At 59.9% G+C, this 26,819-nt stretch carries 22 protein-coding genes and 3 tRNA genes; 15 read left to right on the top strand and 10 right to left on the bottom strand.

The features are described 5' to 3' along the window. The first annotated feature begins 417 nt into the window (after positions 1 to 417). From DCC24_RS08250 to DCC24_RS08240, 3 genes are all read left to right on the top strand, one after another. Positions 418 to 681 (top strand): GlsB/YeaQ/YmgE family stress response membrane protein, encoded by a 264-nt coding sequence (locus DCC24_RS08250; protein ID WP_110099439.1) that lies wholly within the window; start codon positions 418 to 420, stop codon positions 679 to 681. A gap of 9 nt (positions 682 to 690) precedes the next feature. Next, complete coding sequence (locus tag DCC24_RS08245; RefSeq protein ID WP_233492034.1) at positions 691 to 1,137, top strand: GNAT family N-acetyltransferase; 447 nt, start codon at positions 691 to 693, stop codon at positions 1,135 to 1,137. A gap of 106 nt (positions 1,138 to 1,243) precedes the next feature. Continuing rightward, a tRNA-Pro gene (locus DCC24_RS08240) sits at positions 1,244 to 1,320 on the top strand. Between the two features lie 57 nt (positions 1,321 to 1,377). On the opposite strand, the gene DCC24_RS08235 is transcribed toward DCC24_RS08240, so the two are convergent. Beyond that, a complete protein-coding gene (locus DCC24_RS08235) occupies positions 1,378 to 2,052 on the bottom strand; it encodes an NADPH-dependent F420 reductase (protein WP_233492033.1) in 675 nt (224 codons plus the stop codon). Further along, positions 2,039 to 2,953 carry a fumarylacetoacetate hydrolase family protein gene (locus DCC24_RS08230; RefSeq protein WP_110099436.1) on the bottom strand — a complete coding sequence of 305 codons (915 nt, stop codon included), beginning with the start codon at positions 2,951 to 2,953 and terminating at the stop codon, positions 2,039 to 2,041. The genes DCC24_RS08235 and DCC24_RS08230 overlap by 14 nt, the downstream gene beginning before the upstream one ends. Before the next feature lie 83 nt (positions 2,954 to 3,036). Between DCC24_RS08230 and DCC24_RS08225 the strand changes: the two genes are divergently transcribed. Genes DCC24_RS08225 through treZ form a run of 3 tightly spaced genes read left to right on the top strand, consistent with a single transcriptional unit; the run spans position 3,037 to position 8,963 of the window. Beyond that, a complete protein-coding gene (locus DCC24_RS08225; protein WP_110099435.1) occupies positions 3,037 to 4,353 on the top strand; it encodes an aldo/keto reductase in 1,317 nt (438 codons plus the stop codon). 10 nt (positions 4,354 to 4,363) lie between these two features. Beyond that, entirely contained in the window at positions 4,364 to 6,967 is a 2,604-nt protein-coding gene (treY, locus tag DCC24_RS08220) for a malto-oligosyltrehalose synthase (protein ID WP_158524638.1), read from the top strand. Positions 6,968 to 6,974: 7 nt separating this feature from the next. Beyond that, positions 6,975 to 8,963: a malto-oligosyltrehalose trehalohydrolase gene (gene treZ, locus DCC24_RS08215; protein WP_233488017.1), complete on the top strand. Its 1,989-nt coding sequence runs from the start codon at positions 6,975 to 6,977 to the stop codon at positions 8,961 to 8,963. Here the strand turns inward: treZ and DCC24_RS08210 are convergent. Then, positions 8,889 to 10,217 carry a DUF4032 domain-containing protein gene (locus DCC24_RS08210; RefSeq protein WP_110099432.1) on the bottom strand — a complete coding sequence of 443 codons (1,329 nt, stop codon included), beginning with the start codon at positions 10,215 to 10,217 and terminating at the stop codon, positions 8,889 to 8,891. The two genes, treZ and DCC24_RS08210, sit on opposite strands and share 75 nt — an antisense overlap. Positions 10,218 to 10,333: 116 nt before the next feature. Here DCC24_RS08210 and DCC24_RS08205 point away from each other — a divergent pair, with 116 nt between their 5' ends. The 6 genes from DCC24_RS08205 to DCC24_RS08180 all read left to right on the top strand — a co-directional run bounded on the left by DCC24_RS08205 (position 10,334) and on the right by DCC24_RS08180 (position 14,719). Then, positions 10,334 to 11,209 carry a thioredoxin domain-containing protein gene (locus DCC24_RS08205; RefSeq protein WP_158278515.1) on the top strand — a complete coding sequence of 292 codons (876 nt, stop codon included), beginning with the start codon at positions 10,334 to 10,336 and terminating at the stop codon, positions 11,207 to 11,209. Positions 11,210 to 11,345: 136 nt separating this feature from the next. Next, a tRNA-Thr gene (locus DCC24_RS08200) sits at positions 11,346 to 11,419 on the top strand. A gap of 218 nt (positions 11,420 to 11,637) precedes the next feature. After that, positions 11,638 to 11,711: transfer RNA gene (locus DCC24_RS08195), tRNA-Val, on the top strand. A gap of 150 nt (positions 11,712 to 11,861) precedes the next feature. Continuing rightward, the gene (locus DCC24_RS08190; RefSeq protein WP_110099430.1) at positions 11,862 to 12,206 is read left to right on the top strand and encodes a helix-turn-helix transcriptional regulator; all 345 of its coding nucleotides are present in this window, start codon (positions 11,862 to 11,864) and stop codon (positions 12,204 to 12,206) included. Next, a complete protein-coding gene (locus DCC24_RS08185; RefSeq protein ID WP_110099429.1) occupies positions 12,203 to 12,499 on the top strand; it encodes a hypothetical protein in 297 nt (98 codons plus the stop codon). The genes DCC24_RS08190 and DCC24_RS08185 overlap by 4 nt, the downstream gene beginning before the upstream one ends. A gap of 288 nt (positions 12,500 to 12,787) precedes the next feature. After that, positions 12,788 to 14,719 carry a threonine/serine exporter ThrE family protein gene (locus DCC24_RS08180; protein ID WP_110099428.1) on the top strand — a complete coding sequence of 644 codons (1,932 nt, stop codon included), beginning with the start codon at positions 12,788 to 12,790 and terminating at the stop codon, positions 14,717 to 14,719. A 23-nt stretch (positions 14,720 to 14,742) separates the two neighbouring features. Here DCC24_RS08180 and DCC24_RS08175 read toward each other — a convergent pair whose 3' ends face one another. Next, positions 14,743 to 15,417 (bottom strand): uracil-DNA glycosylase, encoded by a 675-nt coding sequence (locus tag DCC24_RS08175; RefSeq protein ID WP_110099454.1) that lies wholly within the window; start codon positions 15,415 to 15,417, stop codon positions 14,743 to 14,745. Between the two features lie 141 nt (positions 15,418 to 15,558). Here DCC24_RS08175 and DCC24_RS08170 point away from each other — a divergent pair, with 141 nt between their 5' ends. The 3 genes from DCC24_RS08170 (at position 15,559) to groL (ending at position 18,367) form a co-directional block, all read left to right on the top strand. Further along, entirely contained in the window at positions 15,559 to 15,819 is a 261-nt protein-coding gene (locus DCC24_RS08170; protein WP_110099427.1) for a DUF3263 domain-containing protein, read from the top strand. A gap of 5 nt (positions 15,820 to 15,824) precedes the next feature. Then, positions 15,825 to 16,493 carry a LytR C-terminal domain-containing protein gene (locus DCC24_RS08165; RefSeq protein ID WP_158278382.1) on the top strand — a complete coding sequence of 223 codons (669 nt, stop codon included), beginning with the start codon at positions 15,825 to 15,827 and terminating at the stop codon, positions 16,491 to 16,493. A 239-nt stretch (positions 16,494 to 16,732) separates the two neighbouring features. Beyond that, positions 16,733 to 18,367, top strand: a complete 1,635-nt coding sequence (gene groL / locus DCC24_RS08160) for a chaperonin GroEL (protein WP_110099425.1) — start codon at positions 16,733 to 16,735, stop codon at positions 18,365 to 18,367. A gap of 104 nt (positions 18,368 to 18,471) precedes the next feature. On the opposite strand, the gene DCC24_RS08155 is transcribed toward groL, so the two are convergent. The 6 genes from DCC24_RS08155 to DCC24_RS08130 form a co-directional block, all read right to left on the bottom strand. Then, complete coding sequence (locus tag DCC24_RS08155) at positions 18,472 to 19,515, bottom strand: DUF4031 domain-containing protein (RefSeq protein ID WP_110099424.1); 1,044 nt, start codon at positions 19,513 to 19,515, stop codon at positions 18,472 to 18,474. Between the two features lie 84 nt (positions 19,516 to 19,599). Continuing rightward, on the bottom strand, positions 19,600 to 19,890 hold the full coding sequence (locus tag DCC24_RS08150) for a WXG100 family type VII secretion target (protein ID WP_110099423.1): 291 nt from the start codon (positions 19,888 to 19,890) through the stop codon (positions 19,600 to 19,602). Positions 19,891 to 20,057: 167 nt separating this feature from the next. Next, positions 20,058 to 21,758: a cell wall metabolism sensor histidine kinase WalK gene (locus DCC24_RS08145; protein WP_110099422.1), complete on the bottom strand. Its 1,701-nt coding sequence runs from the start codon at positions 21,756 to 21,758 to the stop codon at positions 20,058 to 20,060. Positions 21,759 to 21,782: 24 nt separating this feature from the next. Then, complete coding sequence (locus DCC24_RS08140; RefSeq protein WP_110099453.1) at positions 21,783 to 22,493, bottom strand: response regulator transcription factor; 711 nt, start codon at positions 22,491 to 22,493, stop codon at positions 21,783 to 21,785. 76 nt (positions 22,494 to 22,569) lie between these two features. Next, a complete protein-coding gene (locus tag DCC24_RS08135; RefSeq protein WP_110099421.1) occupies positions 22,570 to 24,240 on the bottom strand; it encodes a DNA repair helicase XPB in 1,671 nt (556 codons plus the stop codon). 71 nt (positions 24,241 to 24,311) lie between these two features. Further along, positions 24,312 to 26,816 (bottom strand): helicase-associated domain-containing protein, encoded by a 2,505-nt coding sequence (locus DCC24_RS08130; protein WP_110099420.1) that lies wholly within the window; start codon positions 26,814 to 26,816, stop codon positions 24,312 to 24,314. Positions 26,817 to 26,819: the final 3 nt, after the last annotated feature.

Below are 26,819 nucleotides of genomic sequence, written 5' to 3'. Positions count from 1 at the left end.
GTACTGCACACGGGAGTGTGTGGGAGAGTAGGACACCGCCGGACAACCATTACACGGTCGGGGACGAACAGACCACCCTGGTGACAACGACGCCACCACCGCCCAGGCTCTGTTCGTCCCCGACCACCATTTAACCCACCAAACACCACCCAGCTCTTCCGCGGACTGTCGATCGGTTGCGACAGATCTGCTGCGCATTCGCTTCGTCGAAATGTTTCCGGTGGTACTTGGGACGGGACTTGTGCTCGGGCACGCGGTTTTCAATCTGATTTGCTATTATTTGTTTCGCTGGGTAGGTCTTGATTGTTGTGTGACCGTTCACGAGGTAGAGCTCGGGGTGTTGACGCTTTTCTGGCTGAGTATCCGTGCGTACCACGGACACTGTCTTGGGTAGGTTGACTGAAGGAAGGAACCACCATGAACTTCTTTGCTTTTCTCGTACTTGGACTCTTGGCCGGCATCATCGCCAGGATGATTCTGGGACGACAACATGGCTGGTTCGCCACTCTGATTGTGGGTGCACTTGGGGCCATGGTCGGTGGCTGGCTCGGTAACCTCATCTTTGGTGTCGGGGTGAACGAATTCTGGTCGCTGTCCTCGTGGGTGCTGGCCGTTGGAGGCGCGGTGATCGTTCTGGCGATCTATGGAGCCGTGTCGGGCCGGAACAAAGTACAACGCTAAACTAGCTACGTGACCAGCAGAAAGAGGCTGCCCCACTGCGGGCAGTGGAAAGACCTGGACCCCTTACTCTGCTACGGTATAGCGCGTTTGCGATTCCAGGTTTTTGTCATGGAGCAAGGCGTGATCAGCGTCGAAGAATTAGACGGTCGAGATCTCGAGCCCGGCGCGGAGATGTGGCGGTTGCAGGACGGTGACGTCCCGATCAGCACGCTACGTGTGCTTCGTGAAGGGCCACAACGTATTGCCATTGGTCGGGTTGCTACCCATCGTGATTATCGCGGTCAAGGACTGGCTGGAGCTCTGCTGCAAGCAGCCGTGGCTGCTTATCCGGAAGATCAGATTGAGTTGCACGCGCAGGCGCATTTAGAAAACTGGTACACGTCGTTGGGTTTCCGCAGAGAGGGCGAAGTTTTCATTGAAGCAGAGATTCCGCACGTGATGATGCGACGTGGCTGAATCAACACAACGTGTCCATGTGTGAGCTACGAGACGTCTTTTGGATATTTCCGGTTGTGGGTTTATGATAGGTACTCGTGGCTGAAAGGCCACGGACTCAACCCACCGGGGTGTGGCGCAGTTTGGTAGCGCGCGTCGTTCGGGACGACGAGGTCGCAGGTTCAAATCCTGTCACCCCGACCACCTTTGAGCCCTTCGTGCATGGCACGGAGGGCTTAGTTATTTCTCCGATACGCTATTTTAGTCCTGGCGGGACCCTGGCAACAGATAGCGGAGCTCATCGATCATCACCTCAGCGTCCATCGGCCGGTTGAAGAGTTTTTCGCCCGGCTCGAGGACCCAGCCAGACGCGAGGTTTGGTAACGTGACCGGGGCGAACCCGAGTTGGTCGAGCATACCGGCAACCAGCGTGGCTACCTGCGGGACATCGGTGGCAAGTGCTGAGGCACGTCGTGGAGTGGCAGTGAACCGATCGGCGGCATCCAGGTCCCAATGCGAAATATGATTTAATGCCTTAGCCACAGCCAGCGTGCTGGAGAAGTGCGCGGCAACAGCCTCGGAGGAGGAGAGCCCCTCAGATCGCAGTGCCTGCAGCCAGGCCGGCAATGGCTCCTCCTCCCACCGATTGGTGGCATCAACCAGCACCACTCCAGATAGGGTCTCCGGATCGACGTCGTCCAGATCTTCTTGGGGCACCATCAACACCACGAGGTCAACTTCGGCTGCAATCTCATCAGCCTCAACGGCACGAGCATGGGGAGCGTATTGGGCTAGATGGTACTTCAGAGCTCGCGGTGGCCGGGAAGCGGCAATATCAACCTCAAAACCGGCCTGGTGGGCGACCCGGGCCAGCGCGGTTCCGGCTCGACCTGCCCCAAGGATCCCGAAGCGAGTGACCGAGTCAGGACGAGACAATGTCATTATGCTGGACACCGAGTCCCTGAATGCGAGTTTCCACCTCATCACCGGGCACCAGCCACGGTCGGCGACCTTTGTCGTTCTTCATCGCCAGTGCGACGCCACCCGGAGTCCCGGTCAGGATCAAATCACCGGGTGACAGCGTAATAATCTCGGAGAGGTAGCTGATCAACTGTGCCGGGGTGAAGACCAGATCGCCCACGGAATCGTCTTGGCGCACCTCACCGTTGACCAGCGTGGTAATCCGGGCGTTGGGGTCAAACTCATCGGGGGTGACCAGCCAGGGGCCGATCGGGGTGGTAGCTTCAAAAATCTTGCCCTGTGTCCACTCCGAGGTGCGTCCCTGATAGCCACGCAATGAGAAATCATTGGAAATGGTGTAGCCGGCCACGTGATCTAGGGCCTGGTCTTCGGGGATGTTCCGACCCGGTGTCCCGATCACCACGCACAGTTCCCCTTCGTAGTCAAGCCGGTGGTCCACTGCGGGGATCGCAATGGATGCTTCTGCTGAGGTCAGTGTCTGGGAAAATTTCGTAAACACCGTGGGATAATCCGGAAGTTCCAGTCCTGTTTCCTTGATGTGGTTGCGGTAGTTCAGCCCAATGCAGAACACCTTTGCGGGGTAGGGGATCAGCGTGTCATAAGTAGCCTGACTGACATCGAGCAACTGGCGTGGATCCTTTGTCGTGGTCTCTAAGGCGCGTTCCGCCAGCTGCTGGCGGACCTCGGGCGGCTGAGTGACTAGCTGCCCCACATCTGTGAACTCGGGGATCTGGACTCCCAGAGTGGCGTGCTCGGTTCCCTGTGCGTCAGTTTCGGTTTCGGTAATCAAAGCGACGAAACTCGCACCGAGCTTATCGGTGGGCTCATCGGGGACACGGAAGGTCGCAAACTTCATATCCTCATACCACCACAGATTCCTTGACCACCACAATAGGCTTCCTCTCGTCTTCTGCCAGGTCAGAGCCTAGGGTGGTGGGTATGAGTAAGCAGGCCTCAATCATGCTGGGCACCATGGAATGGGACGACCCGGTGAGAGCGCGTGAGATCCTTTCCCGCTGGGTGCAAGCACACCAGCAACCGGGCTCTGCGGTGTTCGACCATCAGCTCTGGGTGGACACCGCGGATATTTATCGTCGGGGTCGTGCAGAGACAGCGCTGGGTTGGTTGTTGGTCGAACAACCCGAATGGCGCGAGCAGTTACAGGTGCAAACAAAAATTGGCGTCGTTGCCGGCACCGACGAAACCCCAACCTGCTATAACAACTCCGGCGACCACATCCGCGCCGGGCTGGAACGTTGCCTGCAACACCTCGGTGTGGACACCATTGACCGGGTGCTGATTCACCGTCCCGATCCACGGACTTCGTTGCGGGATACTGCTCTGGCCCTGGTCGGTGCACACCGACAGAAGATCACCCGGCAGGTGGGCGTTTCCAATTTTTCCGCGCCCCGGTTGGAGGCCTTCAACCAGGTGTTGGCCGAGGCTTCCCAGGGGACGTTAACGATTAGCGCTCACCAGGTGCAAGCCAGTCTGACCGTCCCCGACGTGCTGGGGGCAGTGGTGGACCCCAACCGGTACCCCGGCTGGATGGGAGTGATCGAACACCGCGACACGCTGGGCATTGAGATTCAGGCCTACTCGCCCTTGTCGGGTGGCGCGGTCTTTCAGCGGGCCGGTGGGGCCCGTATCGCCGAGGAGCTCTCCGCACGAATAGGAGCGGTGGCAACCGGATGGCTGATGGCCGCCGGGAGTGTGGCCTCAGCGATGAACTCATCAATAGCTGTGAACGGCGAGGTTGCCATAGGCGAGAATGGACATATGTACGAAACACTTGATTTACAGAGCGGGAACCTTCTGATCGGGCTGGGAGTCATCCTGGCGATTGCGGGGCTCGCCGTATCGGCTCATGCCGCCTGGCGGAAACGCCGTTACCGGGCTATCGACACCGGTAAGACCATGGCCTTTGAAGGCGCCGACGCCCGGGTGGAAGGTCCCGAGGGCCGGATCGATGCCCGCTTTGAAACCTGGGCGGGACTCGGGTTGGTGGTGATCGGCGCCGGGCTACTGATCTGGGGGCTGGTGACCAACGCGAATACCAACCGGGTCATCACCAACAACGTCACGACCAAATATCCCGAGGTCGTGGAAGTCGAACCCAATCGCTGGATCGGTTATGCCCTGGACGCCACGCTGGTCTATGAGGACGGTCGTGAAGAATCTGGAGTTCGGATCATCTTCGATGAGCACACCGGTGAACCCCATATCAGTGGCGAGACGGACGAGAATCAACAGTGAGGACACCTCGATGACAGCACCTACCGCTACCTACCGCGTGCAGCTGAGCGACCATTTCACCTTGGCCGATGCTGGCCAGCTGTGGGGATATTTGCGTCGGTTAGGAGTGACCGGACTATACCTGTCTCCGATATTGCAGGCCAACTCAGGGTCAGACCACGGCTACGACGTGGTGGACCCCACCTGCGTGGATGCTTCCCGCGGTGGTGCCCAGTCCCTGCAGGCGCTGGCCGAGCAGGTGCATGCCGACGGGGGACAGCTGATCATCGATGTAGTGCCCAACCACGTCGGGGTGGGGGTGCCAGCCGAAAACCCGTGGTGGTGGGATGTGCTCGCCCATGGCCCGACCTCGCGCTACGCGCGATTTTTCGACATTGACTGGGCGGCCGGCGACGACCGGCTGGTTATTCCGGTGCTCGGGGAGGGCACCGCACAAGACCCGGGCGCCGAACGCGACCGGCTGTGCGTGCGCGAAAGCACTGCGGAGGCCGGGGCCGGGGCAGACCAAGGCATAACAGATCTGCGGTTGTGCTACGACGACAATGAGTACCCATTGGCCGAAGACACCGACCTGTCGGGCCAACCCCCGCAGGACGACTCAGTTGCTTATGCCGCTTGGGTGCGGGGTATCCACGACCAGCAGCATTACCGGCTCGAGCCGTGGCGAGATGGCGAGTACGAGGTCAACTATCGACGGTTTTTTGCGATCAACGAGTTGGCCGCGCTGCGGATAGAAGATCCGATAGTCTTCCAAGAAGCCACGACAGAAATCCGTCGCTGGTTCGCCGACGGGGTGGCAGACGGGCTACGCCTGGACCACATCGACGGACTGGCCGATCCGGGGCAGTTTCTGCGTCAGCTCCGGGACCACATTGGCGACAACGCCTGGGTGGTGGCCGAAAAGATTCTGGAACCCGGAGAAGCACTACCTGAGAGCTTCCCCGTGCAGGGCACCTGTGGCTATGACACGTTGCAGGCACTGGACCGGGTACTCATCGACCCGCGCGGAACCCAGGTTTTAGCGGGTATGACCGCCAGCGAGGCAGCGGAAACACCCCGGCAGCACGATCCGGTCGAGCGGTACCGGGACCTGGTCTACCAGCTCAAACACCGGGCGGTGACACAGATGCTGACTCCGGACCTGCACGCGGTGGCCCGGCTGGTGGCCCCGGACCTGGGACGCGAGTCCGATGACCAGCAGTTATTGGTCGGATTGACCACGCTGATGTGTGCCTTCCCGGTGTACCGTAGCTATGTGCCACTCGGCGAGGAGTACCTGCATCAGGCCGCCGCGGTGGCGGTCGAGCGCGATCCCAGCGTCGCCGAGGTCGTTGGACAGCTGATGCCGGTCCTGGCCGACCCGCAACACCCCGGCGCGATCCGATTCCAGCAAACCACCTCGATGGCGATGGCCAAGGGAGTCGAAGACACCGCCTTCTATCGGTTCAGTCTGCTCAGCTCAGCCAATGAAGTCGGCGCAGACCCAGCCCAAATCGGCATCAGTGTCCAAGAATTTCACGACCAGGAACGCAACCGGCTGACCCGGTGGCCAGAAACGATGACGACCATCTCGACCCACGACACCAAACGCTCGGAAGACGTGCGCGCTCGCATCCACGTGCTCAGCGAGTGTGCCCAGCAGTGGGCCGAGACCTTCGCGCAACTGACGCGGATGATCACCGACCAGCTCCCACGGGTGGGGGACGATCTGGCGCTATGGAAAATCGTGGTAGAAACTGGATTCGGCGCTCAGCCACTGTCCAACGCTGGGCTGGAATATCAGCGGTGGGACGACTACGCGGTCAAAGCAGCCCGGGAGTCTGGGGCGATCACCTCCTGGACCGAGCAAGATCAGGAGTATGAACACCAGCTGGGCGAGGCCCTGGAATTGTTACTCGATGATGCCCACCCCGTCGGGGCGCTGTGGGAGCAGTTCACCAGCGAGCTGGTGCCGGCCGCGGTGTCGAATCAGCTCAGCCTGAAGCTCTTGCACCTGGTCTCGGTGGGTGTGCCCGATATTTATCAGGGCACCGAAATCGTGTTCCCGACTATGGTAGACCCGGATAATCGGTGCGCGGTGGATTTCGCCTACCGCGCCGATCTGCTCGATGAGTTGGACCGACGGGTCGAGGCGCTGGGTTCGCCCGGTCTGACCCCGCCGCCCGACCCAGCGCCCGGTGCCGGCATCGATCGAGCGGCCTGGGGCGAGTTCGCCGATCTGACGAAGTTGTGGATCACCACCCAGGTCTTGCACCTGCGTTCGGATTGTCCTGACTGGTTCACCGAATACATCCCGCTTGAGGTACATAGTGACCAGGCTGGGGACGACCACGTGATCGGCTGCATCCGTGGCCAAGCCATTGCGGTGGCAACCCGGTGGCCGCTGGGCCTGGAACGCCAGGGCGGATGGGACACCACGACCAGCATTGTGGTGCCGAAGGCAGAATGCGTCTACCTAGACCTGCTGACCGGTACCAGCTACCGCTCGGATGCTAACCGCCGCATCGAGGTGGCTGATGTACTCCACATTCTTCCGGTGGCCCTGCTTGCCCCACAGGACCTGGTGCACCAAGACGATCCGGACACAGCCGGTGACACAGAACAGGCAGGCTAGTCCCGTGATGAACAACGACTCGGCCTTTCACTTCCACTCTCCCCCGGCCAGCCGTCGCCGGTATGCGGTCTGGGCCCCCGAAGCTGAAGAAATCGAGCTGGTAATCGTCACCGAACCTGCCGGTGAGCTCGCTCAACGCACTGACGGGCTGGCCACCGCAGACACCTGGCCGGTGACTGCCCGCTACCGGTTGACCACCGATGATCAGGCCGGGGGCTGGTGGTGGTTGAATGAGAAACACCGGGGCGAGATCCCCAACGGGGCAGGGTACGGCTACGTGCTGGACGGGTCCGGGCCCTTCCCGGACCCGCGCTCGCGGTATCAACCCGACGGCGTGCACGGCCCCTCCCGGCCGGTACCACCGTTACCGTGCGCATCGTCGCAGACGGCACCCAGCCACCCAGCACGGTCCAATGAACTCGCCGAGATGGTGATTTACGAGCTACATCCCGGCACGTTCAGCCCCACCGGGGATTTTGCCGGGATCATCGAACGGCTGGACTATCTCGTCGAGCTAGGGGTTACCCACGTGGAACTCATGCCGGTGGCAGGATTCCCCGGTCGTTTCGGGTGGAGCTATGACGGCGTGAACTGGTTCGCTATTCAGGCCAGTTACGGCGGACCGGCCGAATACGCCCGGCTGGTCCAGGCGGCTCACGCCCGTGGGCTCGGAATCATTCAGGATGTGGTTTATAACCACTGGGGCCCCGAAGGACATTACCTCAATCAATTCGGCCCCTATCAACGCGCCGACGAGACCCGGTGGGGCGCCGGCCCCAATCTGGACGGTCCCGATTCCGACGAGGTCCGGACCTATATTCTCGATCAGGCCCGCATGCTCTTGCTGGACTACGAGGTCGACGGGTTCCGGTTGGACGCGGTGCATGCGCTGTCCGACACCCAAGCAGTCCACATCCTACAACAGTTGCGCGCGCTGACCGATGAGATTGGCGCCCAGACCGGGGTGAACCGGGTGCTGATCGCCGAATCCGACCTGAACGACCCGCGCATGATCGATGGGCTCGAGACCAACGGCCTGGGACCGCATGGGCAGTGGTCCGATGACTTCCACCACGCCGTCCACGTGGCCGCCACCGGGGAGACCCAGGGCTACTACGCTGATTTCGCCGACCCGAACGCGCTACCCAAAGCCATTGATCAAGGGTTTTTCCACGACGGGACCTATTCCAGTTTCCGCGGTCGCCACCACGGCCGAGCCCTGAACCATCACCGGCACCGGCCCAGCCAGCTGATCGTTTCCATCCAAAACCACGATCAGGTCGGCAACCGGGCCGCTGGCGATCGTCCGACCGCCAGCATCGAGTTATCCCGGGCCATGGGGCAAGCGGCCCTGATGCTACTCGCCCCGGGGACCCCAATGCTGTTCATGGGCGAAGAATTTGCCACCCGCACCCCGTTCCCCTTTTTTGTCGACTTCGCCGAACCCGAGCTGATCACCGGGGTCTCAACCGGGCGACGTCTCGAGTTTGCCGCCACCGGTTGGGACCCCGACACCGTGCACGAGCCCACGGCAACCGCCACCCGAGACCTGGCGGTCTTGGACTGGGACGAGCCAAACCGCGTGGGGCACCGGCAAGCTCTGGCCTTCTACCGCCGGCTGATTCAGCTTCGACGACAGCTCCCTGCCCTGCTGCGGACCGGTGAGTCCGAATCGCCCGAGGCGCTCGACTCGTTTGACTCGGTGCACACCACGGTGGACCCGGAGACCGGACTGATCCACCTGATCCGGACTGTTCCTACCGCACCAAGCCCCGCAGTGCCACGATTGCATCTGCTCCTCGCCTGGGGGCCCGACCCCGTCGAGGCTCGGATCTTACGTCGTGAGCAACGCCCACAGGATGTGCACCTACTGACCGGATTTGATCCGGTGCACGAGGTGGTCACCAACGACCTGGAGGCGCTAGTCGTTCCCAGACGGGCCCTGATACGTCCCGGGGCGGTGATGGTACTCGGTGTTGGGACGAGAAGCCTGTGAGCGGGAGACCGTATCTGCGGTGAGGGGATCATCGGGAGCACGCGGTGTCAGAATCTCCTGGAGATAAGACGTCACGGTCTCTTCAAGGCTGACCTGCTGTCCGGCCCGTTCGGAGAGATACCAGCGGTGCTCCAAAATCTCGTGCATGATTTCCGCCGGCTCCATCTTGCCAGCCAGTTCTGCCGGTAGGTGCTGAATGATCGGGTCGAAGACTTGCTGTAGCCACAGCTGAGCAGACAAGTGTTCATCGGTCTGCCAGTGTTGTTCTCTTCGGTAGTCGTCAATGGCCTGCAACAGTCGGCGAGCTTGATTTTCTTCCACGCTCAGCCCGGTCAATTGCAGTAGCCGACGGCGATGGTGGCCGGGATCGACGACTTTGGGGTTCAGCACCAGTTCACGACCACCGCGGGCGGGCGTGACATCGTATTCTTCAACATCAAAACCTAGCTCGTTGAGCCGACGGATGCGGTCTTGTAGGTGCATACGCTGATCGGTGGGCACCGCAAAGTCGGTGGTCAATTCATGCCACAGGTTGCGGTAACTGGCAGAGACCTGCTCCGCGGTGGCCACCGGGTCAACGGTTTCGGCCAACAAGCCACCGGCGATCAGATCCATGAGCTCGCCGGCAATATTGGTCCGAGCAATCTCCATATCGTGGGCGCGTTGCCCGGCCGAGACGTTCGTGCGTAGCTCCCCGGTCTCGGCGTCGACCAGATAGGCGGCGAACCCGCCGGCATCGCGACGAAACAGCACGTTCGACAGTGAAATATCGCCCCAATAAAATCCTTCGAGGTGTAGTTGGACGATCAGTACTGCTAGCGCGTCGATCACCCTGGTGAGGGTGTCGCGGGAGAGTTGCTGACTCAACACGGCCCGATACGGCAGAGAAAAAGGTAGATGTTGGGTGACCAACATAGCGGGGAGTGGTTCGTCTGCGGGATCCCGGCGGCCGGTAATCACCGCCAGGGGCACCACACAGGGGATATCGCGCCGGCCGAGCTGGCGTAATAATCCGTACTCAGCTTGGGCCTGTGCCGGTGTGGTTTCTTTCAGCGCTACCACTGCCGAGGGCAACCGGACGAATCGCACGACGTGTCGCGAAATACCACGGGGCAGTGCGGTGATCACCTGCTCGGGCCAATCCTCGAGGTTCTGGTGCAGGGGTAGGTCCAAGAGCTCGGCGCTGAGCGTGGGAGAGGAGTGTGTCGAGGAAATGCGGACCTGGTCATTGATGGGATGTGGAGCGGAATTCATTAGTACATGAGTGTGCCCCGAACTCCGGTTGCTGTCGAGTCCTGTGTAGCTGAGACACAAACTTTAAGATATTCAGATCCTTGGCACGATCACCGGTTATGCTATCCCAGGAGCCCGTGACCACCACGTTGTCGAGGATCAAAGATATGGCCAAAAACTCCAAGTCCGCAGGGGATGCGCGAACCAGAGCGCGCCAGATGCACGAAAAACAACTGAAAAAAGAAAAACGCAACGCCCAGATCACCACCTGGAGCATTGTTGGTGTGGTGGTTCTAGTCATTGCGGTGATCGCCGGGTTGCTTATATGGAACCAAAACCGTTCCATTCCTGAATCTGGTGAAGCCCCGACCATCGCCAATGAACACGGTGGTATTACCTTGGTGTCTACGACAGAATTCGCTGAGGGCGAGTCTCTCGGCGAAGTCAGCGCCAACGAGGTAGGCGAATCCAATATCACCGATGAACCCCCCGAAGAGGTGCCCGGCGGGGAAGAACGTGACCAGGATGAGCCCGCCCAGGTCATTATCTATGCCGACCCGGACTGCGTGCACTGTGCTGACTTCGAAATGGCCAATTCCGAGTTCATTAATGAGAAGCTAGACGCCGAAGAGATCACGGTCGAGTACCGCTTGGTTAACTACCTGGATAACCCCGGAACGAATAACTTCTCGTCTCGGGCTGCCAACACCGCGCTGTGCACCGCTGCAGAGCATCCCGAAAAGTTCAATGATGTGCTCACCGCATTATTCGAAACCTATAGCACCCATCAGGGCCAAGGCCTGTCCAACGATGAGCTGAAACAGCTGGCCAGCGATAACGGTGCTGACGTTTCAGACTGTATGTCGAATAACACCTACCGTCCGTTCGTGGACTACACCGCGGCGAAGGCTCGTGAAGGTGGTATTGCGGGAACTCCATCCATTTGGGTCAACGGCACGTTTACCACTCAGGATTCCTTCCAGGACGATGTGAATAACGCCATCGAGGACTAGGCACTCGAGGCATGAATGCAGCTGGGCGGCCCGAACCGGTTGGCATCTGCCACCGTTCGGGCCGCTCGCGTCTGCAAGATGAAATCGCCGACAAGTCTGCCGATCCGGTATGCTAGAGAAGTTGCCTGAGGGCTTTGCCTCCTTAGCTCAGTTGGCCAGAGCATCTGTCTTGTAAACAGAGGGTCGCCGGTTCGAATCCGGCAGGGGGCTCTGACGCCGAGGGCCCTGTATCCACTAGTGGATACTGGGCCCTCGGCGTTGAATTCGAGGAATAACCTGCACGCCGGTCACCTTCCGCCTGTGGCTGGCATCCTGGGATCGATTCCCAGACAGTCCTCAGGCATGGTCGGGGCTAACGATGCAGTGTGGTCACCGCGACGTCCGATTTCGCGTTGACTCATCTTCCTGCTAAAGTATGACCTCTGTACGGATCCTTAGCTCAGCTGGTTAGAGCGTTCGCTTCACACGCGAGAGGTCGCTGGTTCGAATCCAGTAGGATCCACGGCGAGTCCCTGTTTGCTCCGAGCAAGCGGGGATTTTTTCATGTCTAAGATGTAGATGATAGACAACGCGGAGAGTGATCTGTGTTGCACTCCGATTATTGTCATGTGTACATATTGCAATATCTTTATATGTCTGGTGGAATAGAAATATGGACAGCGAATCAGGCGTTGCCGAGGCGGCGAAATTGTTCAAAGTTCTCGGTAGCGTTCCCCGATTGGAACTGTTGCACGAGATTGGACATGAGCCTCGCACTGTTGGGGCGCTTGCGGAAGCGACAGGACTGTCGCAACCGCTGGTCTCCCAGCATCTGCGGACCCTTCGGCAGGCCAGTTTGGTGACCGCGGTCCGATCGGGCAAAGAAGTGATCTATCACTTGGCTGACCTTCACGTCAGTCACGTGATCGATGATGCGCTGGCCCACGTTCAAGAACCTGAGACAAGCGTTGACGCGCCAATAGAACCCACAGGCACCGATGAAAAGGAGTCGTCATGACCGAGCAAGATGTACACGCTGAGCACACCATTGAAGAGCACGAGCACGGCGAGGACTGCGGCCACGAAGCAGTTCAGCACGGTGATCACGTGGACTACATCCATGGGACCCACCGTCACGCGTTGCACGGTGACCACTACGACGAGCATGAGTCCGTCGCCGAGCACACCATTGAAGACCATGAGCACGGCGAGAACTGTGGCCACGAAGCAGTTCAGCACGGTGATCACGTGGACTATATTCACGATGGCCACCGTCACGCGCTACACGAGGATCACTACGATGAGCACTAAGCGCTGAGTTTTGGCTCTGGATGTTAGCTCAGTGGGGATGCCCGAATTGGGTAGCCCCACTGAGTTTTTTTAATCCCGGGCTAACGCGCAGCTCACGACGGAACAGCAACGTGCATCACTGTTCGTGTGCTTTGCCAATTCACGTCGCATAAAGCGCCTTACTGGATAGTAGAACGCGATGAGTCACTCTCACGACAACTGTCACGGACCAGCTCAACACGGCCTAAAATTTAGGGTGGGTTAAGGCTGAGAATCTCGGCATCAGAATGAACTTTTTGAGGAGGCAGTATGTCTAAAAATGTGCGTACCGAACGCGACGAAGACGTCACAGAAACCACCTCAACGGATCATTCTGAGGCCCCGACAGAACAGCCCAGCACAGATTCGGACGTCATTCCCGTCATTCGCCCGGCTGTGGTGGCACCCAACCCGGATGCGTCAGCGCCACAGACCGCACCGGTGTACGAAGAACCGGAACCGGTGGCTGATCATGACCCGGTGCCTACCTCGGTGCTGTCGTCTACCACCACGGACCTTCCCTCGGTTACTCCCCGAGACTCGGAGGACCAGTCCGAGCGCGGTGGCTCCTCGCCCGAGAAGACTAGTGAGGACCAACGTCATGAGTTTGATGAATGGCGGCGTCCCGCGACCGACCCTCAGCCGATAGTTCCAGCTGGCTATGCCTCGGAGACCGAGACGGAAGCCGAGCCTTCCCGTCGTCGTTTTCCCGGGCTACCGACCTGGAAACCCAATCTCGGCGGGCGCACCCGCGGGGGCGTGTTTCGGAAAAGCGCCACTGATACTGCTCCCAGTAACGCCGCAGAGGATCGTCACTCCTTCGTTGACTCGATCCCTACCCAAGCGCTCCAGCTCAATAACCGTCTTTTCCAGTCGCCCTATCAAGCCCGACGAGTTGCCAACGCTGGACGCGACTATCGTCAAGTCGCTGAAAATGCTGATGTTGGCAATACGTTGCAATTTGCGTTGCGTTTGGGTGAGACCATGTTCCGTTTCGGAGCTGGTGCGCTGGAGGTCGAAACCTCCATTATTGTGGTCACCCAAGCATTCGGCGTCCCCGACGCGGAAATCGACATCACCAACCAAGCGATCTCTCTGAACTACGTTCCCGCCGGGGAAACCCCCTTCACCTATCAGCGCGTGGTGCGTTCCTGGTCCTCGAACTACGCGGGGCTGTCCTTCCTCCACCAGCTGGTCACCCGGATTGCCAACGGCGACGCCACCCGAGACGAGGCCGAAGCAAAACTGGCCGAGATCCGTCACCAGTCCAAGACCTTCCCGGGCTGGGTTGCACTGCTGGCCACTGGACTATTCGGCACGTCGTTCGTGATGTTCATCGGCGGTAGTCCAATGGCCGGCTTGATGACGTTTTTCTCGATGATCATGACCATGACGGCCGTGGATCTGATGGGACGGATCCGCATGCCTGAAGTCTTTGCCACCATGACCGGTGGCGCGGTGGCTACCGGGGTGGCGCTGGCTTTGTACGCCTTCGATGTTTTCCAAGACCCCTCGGCGGTCATCGCCGGGTCGCTGATGATGCTCCTACCTGCGCTTCGCATCGTCTCGGCTGTGCAGGACGGTATTAACGGCTTCCCGATGACGGCTGCCGGACGTATGGTTTCATCCCTGCTCAGTTATATCGGTCTGGTGGCGGGCATTGTGGTCGCTGTGGCGATCTCGGACCTGATCGGAGTGCCACAAATCGACCTGACCCGGGTTCCGGACTATGAATACCCGGTATGGCTGCTGGCCTTATTCGTCCTGATGGCCGCTCTGTTTGCGGCCATGAGTGATCAGTCTTCGGTGCGACTGCTGTTGCCCACCGGCTTGGTCTCCGGCATCGGTTACTTGGCGTATGTGGCCGGAGAAAATCTCGGCCTGGGGCCCACGGTCACGCCCGCGTTCGCAGCAGTGGCTGTCGGTTTCCTAGCACGTATTGTCGCGCTCCGATTGGGCGCACCCCAGCTGGTGGTTGCCGTGCCGGCGATCATGTTCTTGCTACCCGGGCTGATGATCTTCCGCTCGATGTACCGGATCACCATCTCAGCTGAAACCGTCCCCTCGGGCTTGATTGGAATGTTTAACGCGATGGTGATCATTCTGGCTATGGCCTTCGGGTCGGTGCTCGGTGATACTCTGGCTCGGCCGCTGACCGGTCGACTCTCCGATAACGAGCGTCGCCGGATTGGTCGTCGTTAGTCGCAAAGACGACAGTGGTTCACCTACTGCGGAAGTTCCCAGTCAATCGGTTGGAGCCCGTGGGCGACCAAGAACTCATTGGTGCGGGAGAACGGTCTGGACCCAAAAAAGCCCCGTCGGGCCGAGAGGGGTGAGGGGTGCGGTGACTCAATGACCGCAGTGTTGGTGCCGCCGAGAATCAGGGGCTTGGTTTTGCGGGCATCAGCGCCCCACAGCAGAGCTACCAGCGGCGTTCCTCGAGCGACCAATGCTTCAATTGCCTGCTGAGTGATCTCCTCCCACCCCAGTCCGCGGTGTGACCCCGGCGATCCAGCGGTGACGGTCAGCACACGGTTGAGCATCAGCACGCCTTGATCGGCCCAATGAGTGAGATCGCCATGCTGCGACGGGGTGATGCCCAGGTCATCGTGTAATTCCTGAAAAATATTGGTCAGCGACCGTGCCAGGGGCCGGACGTTACGATGAAGAGAAAAACTCATCCCCATCGGATGCCCTGGAGTGGGATAGGGGTCCTGTCCCAGCACTAAGACCCGTACGCGATCAAAAGGCTGGCGAAACACCCGGAGAGTGTTGTCGGGTTCCGGCAAGACTTCCACATTCCGTGCGTTCAGGTCACCCAGCCGGTCAGCAATGAGCTGAAACTGTGTCGCACACGGTGCCAACGCCTGGGCCCAGCCAGGATCCAATGGATGACGCATCGGCGGTAACTGTGAGGCGGTAGCGGCTGAGTCACGGGCCGAGCCGGAGGCGCTGGAGGGTCTGGAGGAGTCTGCCGAAGGTGCAACCATAGTGCGAGCCTAACCGGTGAGAACCAGCCTGCTCTACTAGACTGGGCCACGATGACGAAGTTGGAACCGCTGAACGACCGTGAAAAAAAGGTGCTGGACTTGGAGCGCCGTTCTTTCCGGTACTCCGGAGCGAAGGACCGGGCCATTCAAGATGACTTGGGCATGACGCCCACCGGCTACTACCAGTTGCTGACACGGCTCGTTGACGACGAACGCGCCATCGCCGCCGACCCGATGTTGATCAACCGCATTCGCCAACGTCGTCGCACCGCCGACCGCGCCGACCGCCACCCACAGAGCACCACTAGATGAACAAGATGTCCAAGACAGAGTATGAGCCAGACCGGTTCTCTCACGTTCCGGAATACACCACCGAGCACGGGGCCCACCGGGCAGATTTCCGTGGCCCCGAATCCAGCGCCCACCTGATCTGGATCATTCTGGCCGCAGGGTTGGCGTTGGCCATTGGTGCTTTCAGTTTCATTTTGCTCCCTCAACTACGGTCGCAAATTTTCGCTGATGCTCCTGTGGTGGCAGGCCCCTCGCCCGAGGAGGATCCGGACGCTGTCTTGGAATCACCCACAGACGCCTCGGATGCTAGCAACGATGTTGGCTCGCCGGATCCCGCTGATTCCTCCGTCCCGGACGACGCTGAGACGGCTGTCGACGAGGACGCAACCGGTGCTGAGCCCTCTGCCACGGAAGAGACTCAGGAATCCGCGGAGGTTGACTATCAAGCTCCCGTCTCGGTATATAACTCGACCACCATTAACGGTCTCGCTGCCCAAACCGAAGCTGAGTTGACCCAAGCTGGGTTCAATGTTGTGACCGTCGGAGATTGGAATGGGGGCCCGGTGACCTCCAACATCGTCTACTTTGATGATCCAGCACTGCAAGCCACCGCCGAAGAAGTTGCCTCTCAGGTGGGTGGCCAAGCCCAGCAGAATGACACGGTCAGCGGTCTGACCGTAGTGGTCGTTCAGTAGGGCTCCTCTTGCGATGAACAGCCCCGGAACTCTACTTGCACTCGCCCGGGGGGAGTGCTAATAATGGAGTTAGCACTCTTAGGTTGTGACTGCCAAAGTTGCCCTAAGAAGTAGACGCCCTTCACTCCAGTGAGGTCGGGAGTAAACCGCCACCCGGTGGTTGCTCCTCACCGTCCGTCGCGGGCACTTGAGTGTGGGACTTCACCGAGAGATTCGTCCAGAAAGGACTTGTGCATTTCATGGCTAAGACCATTGCATTCGATGAAGAAGCACGCCGTGGCCTCGAAAAGGGTTTGAACACGCTGGCTGACGCCGTCAAAGTGACGCTCGGCCCGCGTGGTCGTAACGTCGTCCTGGAGAAATCCTGGGGCGCTCCGACCATTACCAACGACGGTGTGTCTATCGCTAAAGAAATTGATCTCGATGACCCCTATGAGAAGATCGGGGCCGAACTGGTCAAAGAGGTCGCGAAGAAGACTGACGATGTTGCCGGTGACGGTACTACCACTGCGACCGTGCTGGCTCAGTCCCTGGTGAAAGAGGGACTGCGCAACGTCGCTGCCGGGGCTGATCCCATCGCGATTCGTCGCGGTATCGACAAGGCCGTACAGGCTGTGACTGAGAAGCTGGTTGCTCGCTCCCACGAGGTCGAGACCAAGGAGCAGATCGCAGCGACCGCCTCTATTTCTGCTGCTGACCCACAGATCGGCGAACTGATTGCGGAAGCCCTAGATAAGGTCGGCAAGGAAGGTGTGGTGACCGTTGAAGAGTCCAACACCTTTGGCCTGGACCTGGAATTGACCGAAGGCATGCGCTTCGATAAGGGCTTCCTTTCCGGTTACTTCGTCACTGATACTGACCGTCAGGAAGCGGTTCTGGAAGATCCCTACATTCTGATCGTCAACTCCAAGATTTCCAACGCTCGCGACATGGTCGGTCTGCTGGAAAAGGTCATGCAGTCCGGCAAGCCGTTGCTGATTATCGCTGAAGACGTTGAAGGCGAAGCCCTGGCTACCCTGGTGGTCAACAAGATTCGTGGCACCTTCAAATCTGTGGCGGTCAAGGCTCCGGGCTTCGGTGACCGTCGTAAGGCGATGCTCAACGACATCGCTGTCCTCACTGGCGGGCAGGTCATCTCTGAAGAAGTCGGCCTGACCCTGGAGAACGCCACCGTTGACATGCTGGGTACCGCTCGGAAGGTGACCATCACCAAGGACGAGACCACCATTGTTGAAGGTGCTGGCGAGGCCGATGCGATCTCCGGCCGTGTGGCGCAGATCCGGGCTGAGATTGAGAACTCTGACTCGGACTACGACCGCGAAAAGCTTCAGGAACGTTTGGCTAAGCTGGCCGGCGGTGTGGCCGTGATCAAGGCCGGTGCTGCTACCGAAGTTGAGCTCAAGGAACGCAAGCACCGTATTGAAGACGCTGTGCGCAACGCTAAGGCTGCTGTTGATGAGGGCATCGTTGCCGGTGGTGGCGTGGCACTCATTCAGGCTGCTGCTGAAGCGTTCGCCGAGCTGAAGCTGGAGGGCGATGAAGCCACCGGTGCTCGGATCGTTCAGATCGCTGTGGAAGCGCCAGTGAAGCACATCGCCGAAAACGCTGGCCATGAGCCCGGCGTCGTGGTGGCTAAAGTCAAGTCCCTGCCTGCTGGTGAGGGCCTGAACGCTGCCACCGGTGAATACGAGAACCTGCTGGAAGCTGGCGTGAACGACCCGGTGAAGGTTACCCGCTCGGCTCTGCAGAACGCTGCTTCGATTGCTGGTCTGTTCCTGACCACCGAGGCTGTTATCGCCGACCAGCCGGAGCCGGCACCTGCCGGTGGCGATGCCGGCATGGACGGCATGGGCGGTATGGGCGGCATGATGTAACCACCCCACCCTCCCCCCCCCCGGGGGTGATGGACCTCTTGAGATCACAGCGGGGCGCGAACCGGATGGTTCGCGCCCCGCTGTGATCTGAGTCGAAGTCCGCTCTAACGAGCGGACTTTTTGGCTTGTTCTATCTTCTTGATCGCCTGCTTGCGGGCACGCTCAATACGCTTGACGTCGTCGAGCTGGCGGGCTGTTTTCGTCTCTGAGGCGGGATCCTTCTCGATGCCTTTCGGTCGTGGATAGATCTCGGCAATCAAATTCTTGCGGGCCTGACGCTCCCATCGCTTGATCGCGGTCGGGGTATTGAAAATCGGGTTTCTCGCCAGAATTCCGCGTAGCACTTTCTCCCGCCCGGTGGTGAAGTCGTCATCCGAAACCTTGGCGAAATCCCGACGAACCGCTTGTTGGTAGCGCTGATACGGGCCGGGGTTGCGACCTAAAACTTCCAGGTCGGCATCGCAAAGGATGCGACCAGCTGCGTCGTCGTTATGCGGGTCGTGGGTGAAAGTCAGGCGGACCAGACGGGAGACTTCAAGGATCTCGGGGCCGGGGACGCCGAGGGTCGGCAAGACACGTTCGGCCAGTCGGGCTGAATCCTCTTCATCTTGTCCGGGCGGAAGATGGGGGTCGGCCCGATAGACCGCGTCGTGGAACCAGGCCGCTAATTTTGCCGCGCGAGGAAACTCGCCCAGAGGTTCTCCGGCCCGCTCGAGAAGATCTATCCCTTTTAAAACCGACAGTAGGTGTGAGGGGTCATGGTAGTGCCGGTGCGGCTGCGACCACCGTTGATACAGATCGGTGAACACCGGGTCTCGATCCAGTTCGGATGTTTCTGGGAACAGTCGGTCGAAGCGACGGTGGAGGATTTTTTCGAGTTTGGAACTCCGCTCAGCGGCAGTGATGCGTAGCCCAGATTTCACCAAACGACGCACCAGCTCATGACCGGAGACTTCTTCGGCACCGGCTGCGACCAGATTGTCGTAGAGCTCGACCGGAACGTCGTAATGATCACCGTCAAAAGCCCTCGGATCGAGGTTATTCACCCGCGCAAACTCGTGTAGTTCCTCGAGAGACTCATCTGAGACCAGATGAGAAAACACGGTGCCGTAAGCCGGCCACCGCGCCGGGTCAATGAGAACGGTCATGGTCCCAGCTTACCCATTGTCAGCTGGATCCATGACCGCTACTCTCTGGTACTGGACTAAGATCAGAACATGAAGAACCTGGTGTTAACCACGGAACATTGAAGCATTTGAGGTTTCGGTATTCAGGTACTGGGTGGCTGCCTGTGACATCGCTTCACGAATGGAGGACAAGGATTCTTCCACTCGGGCTTGTACCGCGCGCCATTCGCTCAGTAGCGTCTGGAAGTTTTCTGAGGCCTGCCCTTTCCAGGTGCCCTCGAGCTGGCGCAGGTGGCTTTCCATGGTGTTGACTTCGGTTTGCAACCGTCCCACTGAGGTTTCTACCTGGCGGGATTTGGCCAATAGGTCGTCGGTGTCGATCTGAACAATAGCCATGTCGTCTCCTGGTCATTTCATAAGGATCGGGAATCTCCGGCGCCGGAGTGGGCCGGTGATTTCAGCCTAAGAAGTTCTCCCGAGGACACCGTGGCACCGCACGATTTTGTGGATAACAGATCTCACGTGGCGTTGTGACCTAAGAAGGTGTGGATGAGCCCGAACTGTCAGGCCCCGCGGGGGTCCTCAGACCGGTGATGCTGATCTGCACCTGCGTTCGTCTCGTCCATCTCGTCCTGATCCGTGGGCTCGTCGTCGGTAGCGTCATCGTCGTCACTATCATCCTCGACTGCCTCGTCACTGGGACGCCATGGCAAGCGAACCGACATCGTCGCGCCACCGCCTGGTGTCTCTTGCAGGCGAACGGACCCGTCGTGTTGGGAGACAATCCCGGCAACGATAGCCAGGCCCAGTCCGGTGCCCCCGGTTTGGCGATGTCGTGAGGAGTCAGCCCGATAGAAGCGTTCGAAGATCCGGGAGGCATCTTCTTCGGAAATGCCTGGGCCGTGGTCACGGATTTCGATGACGGAGTTGCGCTCTTCAGCGTTGCTCGCACCGGAACTTCCTGGCAGACCTGAGAGAACATCCACGGACCCCACAGCAATCTCCAAAGGAGTGCCGTCGGGCGTGTAACGTAGCGCGTTGGTAATCAGGTTTGAGATGACCTGCCGGAGCTTATTTTCGTCTCCAGTGGTCATTGCGGACTCGGGTTGATCGGTTTCGAGTCCCACCAGTTGGATAGTGCGATCCGGAGCTGAGGCTCGGGTGTCCAGCACGGCGTCACTGGCCAGAACCAGCAGATCGACCGGTTGCTGGTCACTGTCACGCAACTCGTCCAATCGAGCTAGGGTCAGAAGATCCTCCACCAGCTGGGTCATACGGGTGGCTTCGGATTCAATACGGCTCATGGCCGTTTTCACGTCATCGTCATTCGTGATCGCCCCGTGACGGTACAACTCAGAGAATCCTCGGATCGTCACCAGCGGGGTGCGCAACTCGTGCGAGGCGTCCTGGACGAAACGGCGCATTCGTGATTCGGAAGACTCTTTGGCATGGAAAGCGTTCTCAATGTGGGCCAGCATCGCGTTCAAGGACCGGGCCAATCGGCCAACCTCGGTATCCGGCGGGCCCGGAGGCACGCGTTGGGTTAAATCGCCAGCAGCAATCTTGGACGCGGTACGTTGCACTCTATTCAACGGCCGGAAAGACCGGGTGACGACCACGTAGGCAATGACGGTCGCCACCACGGTCGCGAGCAGTCCGATGCTGACCACCAAGGTGGTGACACGTTCCACCGACTCCTCAATCGGCGCCATGGGCAATGCCACCGCGACCGACCCGGACCCGGAATCCAATCGATAGACCTGGACACGCCAGGACTTACCTTCCTCATTGCGCCCGGGTACCGTAAATGGCGTGTTGCCTTGGGCGATGGCTTCCTCGGCGGTCATGGGCTCGATGGCTGGAGTATCGGAGCCTTCTGAGCGGATGGAGGCTACGACTTGGCCATCGTTGGTCCACGATTCCCCATAGAACCGCACAATAGATTGCTGAAAGTCGCCCAGATATTGGTCGGCTTGACCCAGCGAGGTCAAGCACACCGAGACATTGGAGCGGTTCGCGAAGAGATCTTCATCCATACTGCGAATCAGCTCGTGGCGGTACAGCGAGGCGGTCAGGACCGCGGTCACCATCACCGTAGCCAGCATCAGCAACGAGGTAATCACGGTCAGCTGGGTGCGCAAGGAAAAGCTACGCCAAGAGCGTGAGGCGTACTTCACTGGATTGCGCGTGCGCGGACCGTGATGCGGTCGCGGGGGCGGATACTGCGGAGGTTGCGGAATCGAAGCGGACGAGGTAGCGGACATAGCTGAGTGAGTGACAGCCCAGAATTAGCGTTTGCCGGCCGAGGTACGCAGAATGTAGCCCACACCGCGTTTGGTGTGGATCATTTTTTCTTCGTCGTCGGTGTCGATCTTGCGGCGCAGATAAGAAATATAAGACTCGACAATTGAGGCATCACCGTTGAAGTCGTACTCCCAGACATGGTCCAGAATCTGTGCCTTGGACAGCACGCGGTTGGGGTTTATCATCAAGTAGCGCAACAGCTTGAACTCTGTCGGTGACAGATCGATGGAGCGTCCAGCGCGTCGCACTTCGTGGGCGTCATCATCGAGTTCCAGATCGTCGACCCGCAGGATAGCCTCGTCATCTTCGGCCGGTGCGGTGCGACGCAATACGGCACGAATACGAGCGACCACCTCGTCGAGCGAGAACGGCTTGGTCACATAGTCATCGCCACCCACCGTAAGGCCGGTGATTTTGTCGCCGGTATCATCGCGGGCGGTGAGAAAGACGACCGGGAAGTGCATACCGTGAGAGCGCAACTTCCGGGTGACGGTAAAGCCATCCATATCGGGCAACATGACGTCGAGTACAGCCAGGTCAGGTTGTTCTTGTTCGGCAGCCTCCAGTGCTTCACGGCCGTTGGCGGCTGCGACAACCTCGAACCCTGCAAAACGCAGGGACGTTGACAGCAACTCACGAATATTCTGCTCATCGTCAACGACGAGCAACTTCGCCTCGGCAGGCTGAGCATTCATATTGGTCATGCTGTTAATTCTGGAATACTTAGCTGGAAGATGTCTGAGATGTTGCTGAGTAACGTCCCCGGCGCGGTCAGGGTAGGTGGTCTGGCAGATCGCCGGCATCCAGGATCCGATAGCTATAGCCTTGCTCACTCAAGAAGCGCTGCCGGGAGGCGGCATATTGTTGGTCGACGGTGTCGCGGCTGACGACCGTATAGAAGTACGCATTGCGTCCATCGGATTTGGGGCGCATGAGTCGACCTAAACGCTGTGCTTCTTCTTGGCGAGAGCCAAAGGCCCCCGAGACCTGGATGGCGACTGTTGCTTCGGGCAGGTCCAGGGAAAAGTTTGCAATTTTAGACACCACGAGCCGTTGCACTTGCCCGGCGCGGAAAGTATTAAAAAGCTTCTCCCGTTGAGCCACCGAGGTCGACCCGGTGATGACCTCAGCGTCGATGGCATCCCCGATGGCTTCGAGGTGATCCACGTACTGACCAATGACCAGTAGTTGCTCGTATCGGTGGAAGTCAACCAGCTCAGTAATGACCGGCATCTTGGACTCGGCGGTGGCAGCCCAACGATATTGATCGCCACGGTCACTGATGGCGTACCCCATCCGGTCCTCGGCTGAGAGAGTAACCCGAATTTCGGTGCAACTGGCCGGGGCGATCCAGCCTTGTGCCTCAAGGTCTTTCCACGGTGCGTCATAGCGTTTCGGGCCGATCAGCGAAAAAACCTCATCGGCGCGATTGTCTTCACGCACGAGAGTGGCGGTCAGTCCCAACCGGCGCCGAGCCTGCAGATCCGCGGTCATCCGGAAGATCGGAGCTGGCAAGAGGTGGACCTCGTCGTAGATGATCAGCCCCCAGTCGTGATCGTTGACCAGCTCAAGGTGCGGATAGATGCCACCACGGCGGGTGGTCAGCACCTGGTAGGTGGCGATGGTGACCGGGCGGATCTGTTTCTTCGATCCGGAATACTCACCCACATCAGTCTCGGTCAGGGTGGTGCGGGCCAGCAGTTCGGCTTTCCACTGTCGAGCCGAGACAGTATTGGTCACCAACACCAGGGCAATGGTACTGGAGGCAGCCAATGCGGCTGCCCCCACCAAGGTTTTTCCCGAGCCCGGAGGCATCACCACCACCCCGGAACCGGTCGCGAAGAAGTTGTCCACCGCCATCCGCTGGTAGTCGCGCAACTGCCAGGTTTCGTTCTCGGTGAGCTGGATCGGGAATGCGGTGCCCTCGACGTAACCGGCCTGGTCATCGGCCGGCCAGCCCAGCTGGACCAGGGCCTGTTTGAGCTCACCGCGGGCGGTGGAATGAACTACCACCGTGTAGCCATCTAACTGTGCACCCACCAGGTCCCGGGTGGTCTGAGCATGGAGCACTTCTTCCAGGACCGCGGCATCATCGCTACGCAACACGAGCCCGTGTTGGGGGTCAACGGTCAGAGCGAGTCGTCCATACCGCGACATCAGCTCGGCAATATCGATCAGCAGGTTCTGCGGTAGGGGATAGCGCGAATGGGTGAACAGCGTATCGATGACTTGCTCAGCGTCCACTCCCGCCGCCCGCGCATTCCACAAGCCCAGCGCGGTCATGCGATAGGTATGGACATGCTCGGGCGCGCGCTCGAGCTCGGCAAATTGGGCCAGGGCCCGCCGGGCGTCGTCGGCGGCAGGATGTTGGAGCTCGAGCAGAATACTGCGATCGGATTGGACGATGATCGCCCCGGTGGGTTCAGGCGCTGGTGAATTCATCTCACACTCCGTGCTTGCTGATCATAGTGCTGGATGGGGTACTGATTCCTCGGTGTCTGGGTCCTTTTCGGTCACATCGGATCGTCTGGGTCCACGTCGTTAGCCTCGGGTGGTTCGGCCGAAAGAATACGGAACAACGGGATTGGTGGCGTTGGATCCGACTGGCCCTGAGGTTCTGCCGTCTCCACGACCGCGCCGTGTCGGAGACGGGGACTGCGGAGGAAGTGTTGTTGTAAGTGACCAGACTGGTCGGTGTAGGTAACAAGCATCGGGATCCCACGTTCGGCGGCGAGACGAATCACCGACACGGACACGGCCTGCTCGGTATCGCGCGACAAGGGTGTCGTGGCGGAGGTCAGAGCAGAGTCGGTGTGGTCTGCGGTGTCTGCCTGGGTGAGGTACTCGGCGAGCTGATGCTGGTGCCGACGATCATCGGCGGTGCGGCACAGCCCGGCCTCGGCCAATTCGGCGTCGACGTACCGCGCCAGTTCGGCGTAGTCATCCAGCACCGTGTGCGTGGTCTGTCCCTCGGCGGTGCTGGAGCCGGATGATGCCTGCGGTGGTGGCACCGTCAGACCTAGCTCGGTGAGTGCGCGGTGGAGTTGGTGGGCGGTCAGGGAGCTGACCGCCACGGTGTCGGACAGGCGCTGGGCAGCCAGCCTGTCGGCGCGCGGGCTATTCAGTAAGACATCTAGTTCCTCGGGATAACGACACCGGATCCAGGACCCGGCGGATCCAAGGCGGATCCGCTGATAGTCGGTGGTGGTCTCGACGATCAACCGAGTCAGCGTTTCCGGGATAGGGTCCTCGGAAACCTGCTCGAGGAACTGCAAGAGCTCATGGTGGCTGGCCCCGGTGTCGAGTCCGGCACGTACGGTCTGTTCCTTGATGCGGTACACCGTGGCGTAGCCGGAGGATTCGACTTTCGCCCAGCGGGCCAAGATCACCGCCAGTTCAGGGCTGGGTGGGGCGGTGGTGATCAGCGTGTGGTCGGGGAGTATCCGAACGGTATCGGCGGTCTCGGGCAAGAGGTCTCGCAACGTAGCCAGGGCTTGTAGAAACCGGTCGTGGGCGATCAGTTGCCCGGGTTGGGTGAGCGCTCCGGCACAGAGCAGGCCCAGAGCCACCGCGTCGTCGATGACCTCGGCGATGGGCCGGGATAGGGGAGTGAAAGGATCCTCGCCGGCTAGCCAGCTCATTCGGGTGGCCAGGACCGGCAGAATGCGTCGGGGTGATCGCGTCGTCTGCGGGCTGGACAACTCAGCAGCGGCGCGGAAAAAGATCCGGCGCCACCGGCCTTGATCCTCCTGAGTAGCATCCGAAGACAACGCCCGGTCTGTGCGACGGGTCAGCGCTGGACCCGTGGACTGTAGCCAGCATCGAATCAGCCACACCCACCGTCGTTCGGGGGGCAGTCCCCTGAAACCGTGTCCCAACGGGGTGAGTGTCCACCGTGAGTGGTCGCGGTCTCGGGTGAGCAGGCATGCTGTTGCTGCCAGGTGCAGGAGAAAGTGTAGGCGGGACTCGCTGAGGCGGGCTTGGGCAGCGATCTCGGTCTGGAGAGCTCGGAAGCCCCGCACGGAGAGCCCCCCGGCTTTAACCTCGGGTAACCCTTCACGCACCATATCAGCGTCCAAAACGAGCTGAAGATGCTCCAGTAGCGTGCTGACCTCGGTCACGGTGGCGGTGGCCAGCTCGTCGGGGGAGATCTGTTGCAGCGGGGGTGTCACCGGGGTAGCACGAAACTCTCGATTGATCAGGGTGCCACCGGTCAGCGCCAAACCGTAGCGTGCTGGAAAGATGACCTGCTGTGTTCCGGCAGGAGTGCGGACCAGGCCGAGGTTTCGTAGGCGATGGATCAAGGCTGTCGCGGTGCGTTGTGATCGAACCGGGTGGATCCGGAGCCGGTAGAGCTCACTGACCAATTCTGCCTGATCCGCAGAGCCATCCGCTGGGTCGGACCCACTCTGCTCATCGAGCTCGGACAAAGTCGTAGCGCGAACCGTCCGGGCTTGAGTTAATAAGGAGCGGGCGGTGGCGGGTAGCTCGTTCAGTTCAGGGGCCGAGACCTCGGTAGCAAGGCCCGCTGGGTGGGGCCCGATGGCTTGGCGCACTTCCGCCGGCAACAACCAGTGCTTCTGGGCAGAGTCGTGCGAAGGGGGTTGCGCGAAGATCAACAAGACCGAGGACAACTCGTCGAGGACCTGGTCCACGTCCGGACTGGCTGAGTCGGGTACTGCGAGTAAGTGTCGTATAGTTGCGGAGTCAACGGTGCCAGCAGATGAGGATAAGGCAGAGGCACCCGAGAGATCGGTAGCCACCGCCAGGGCTTCGAGAACATCGCGTTGGCTACGGTTGAGTCCTGCAAGGCAACGGGTTAGCGACGAAATGCTCAGGCACCGTCGAGCTAGCTCTTCCAAATTCTCAGGTGGTGGGAGACTCCCTGTCGTGGCGAGATCGGGGCGGGACGTGAAGAGCTCGACAAGCTGGTTTTTGTCGCACCGGTGTAACCAGCCCTCAATTCGGCGGACCGGGGTAGTGGTTAGACTGCGTGAGAAGGTGTGCTCAGAAGGCATCCG

Source organism: Auritidibacter sp. NML100628, assembly GCF_003185985.1.
Classification (GTDB): Bacteria; Actinomycetota; Actinomycetes; order Actinomycetales; family Micrococcaceae; genus Auritidibacter; species Auritidibacter ignavus.
Note: the sequence above shows the minus strand (reverse complement) of the source record. Positions and strands in the feature narration are given on the sequence as shown.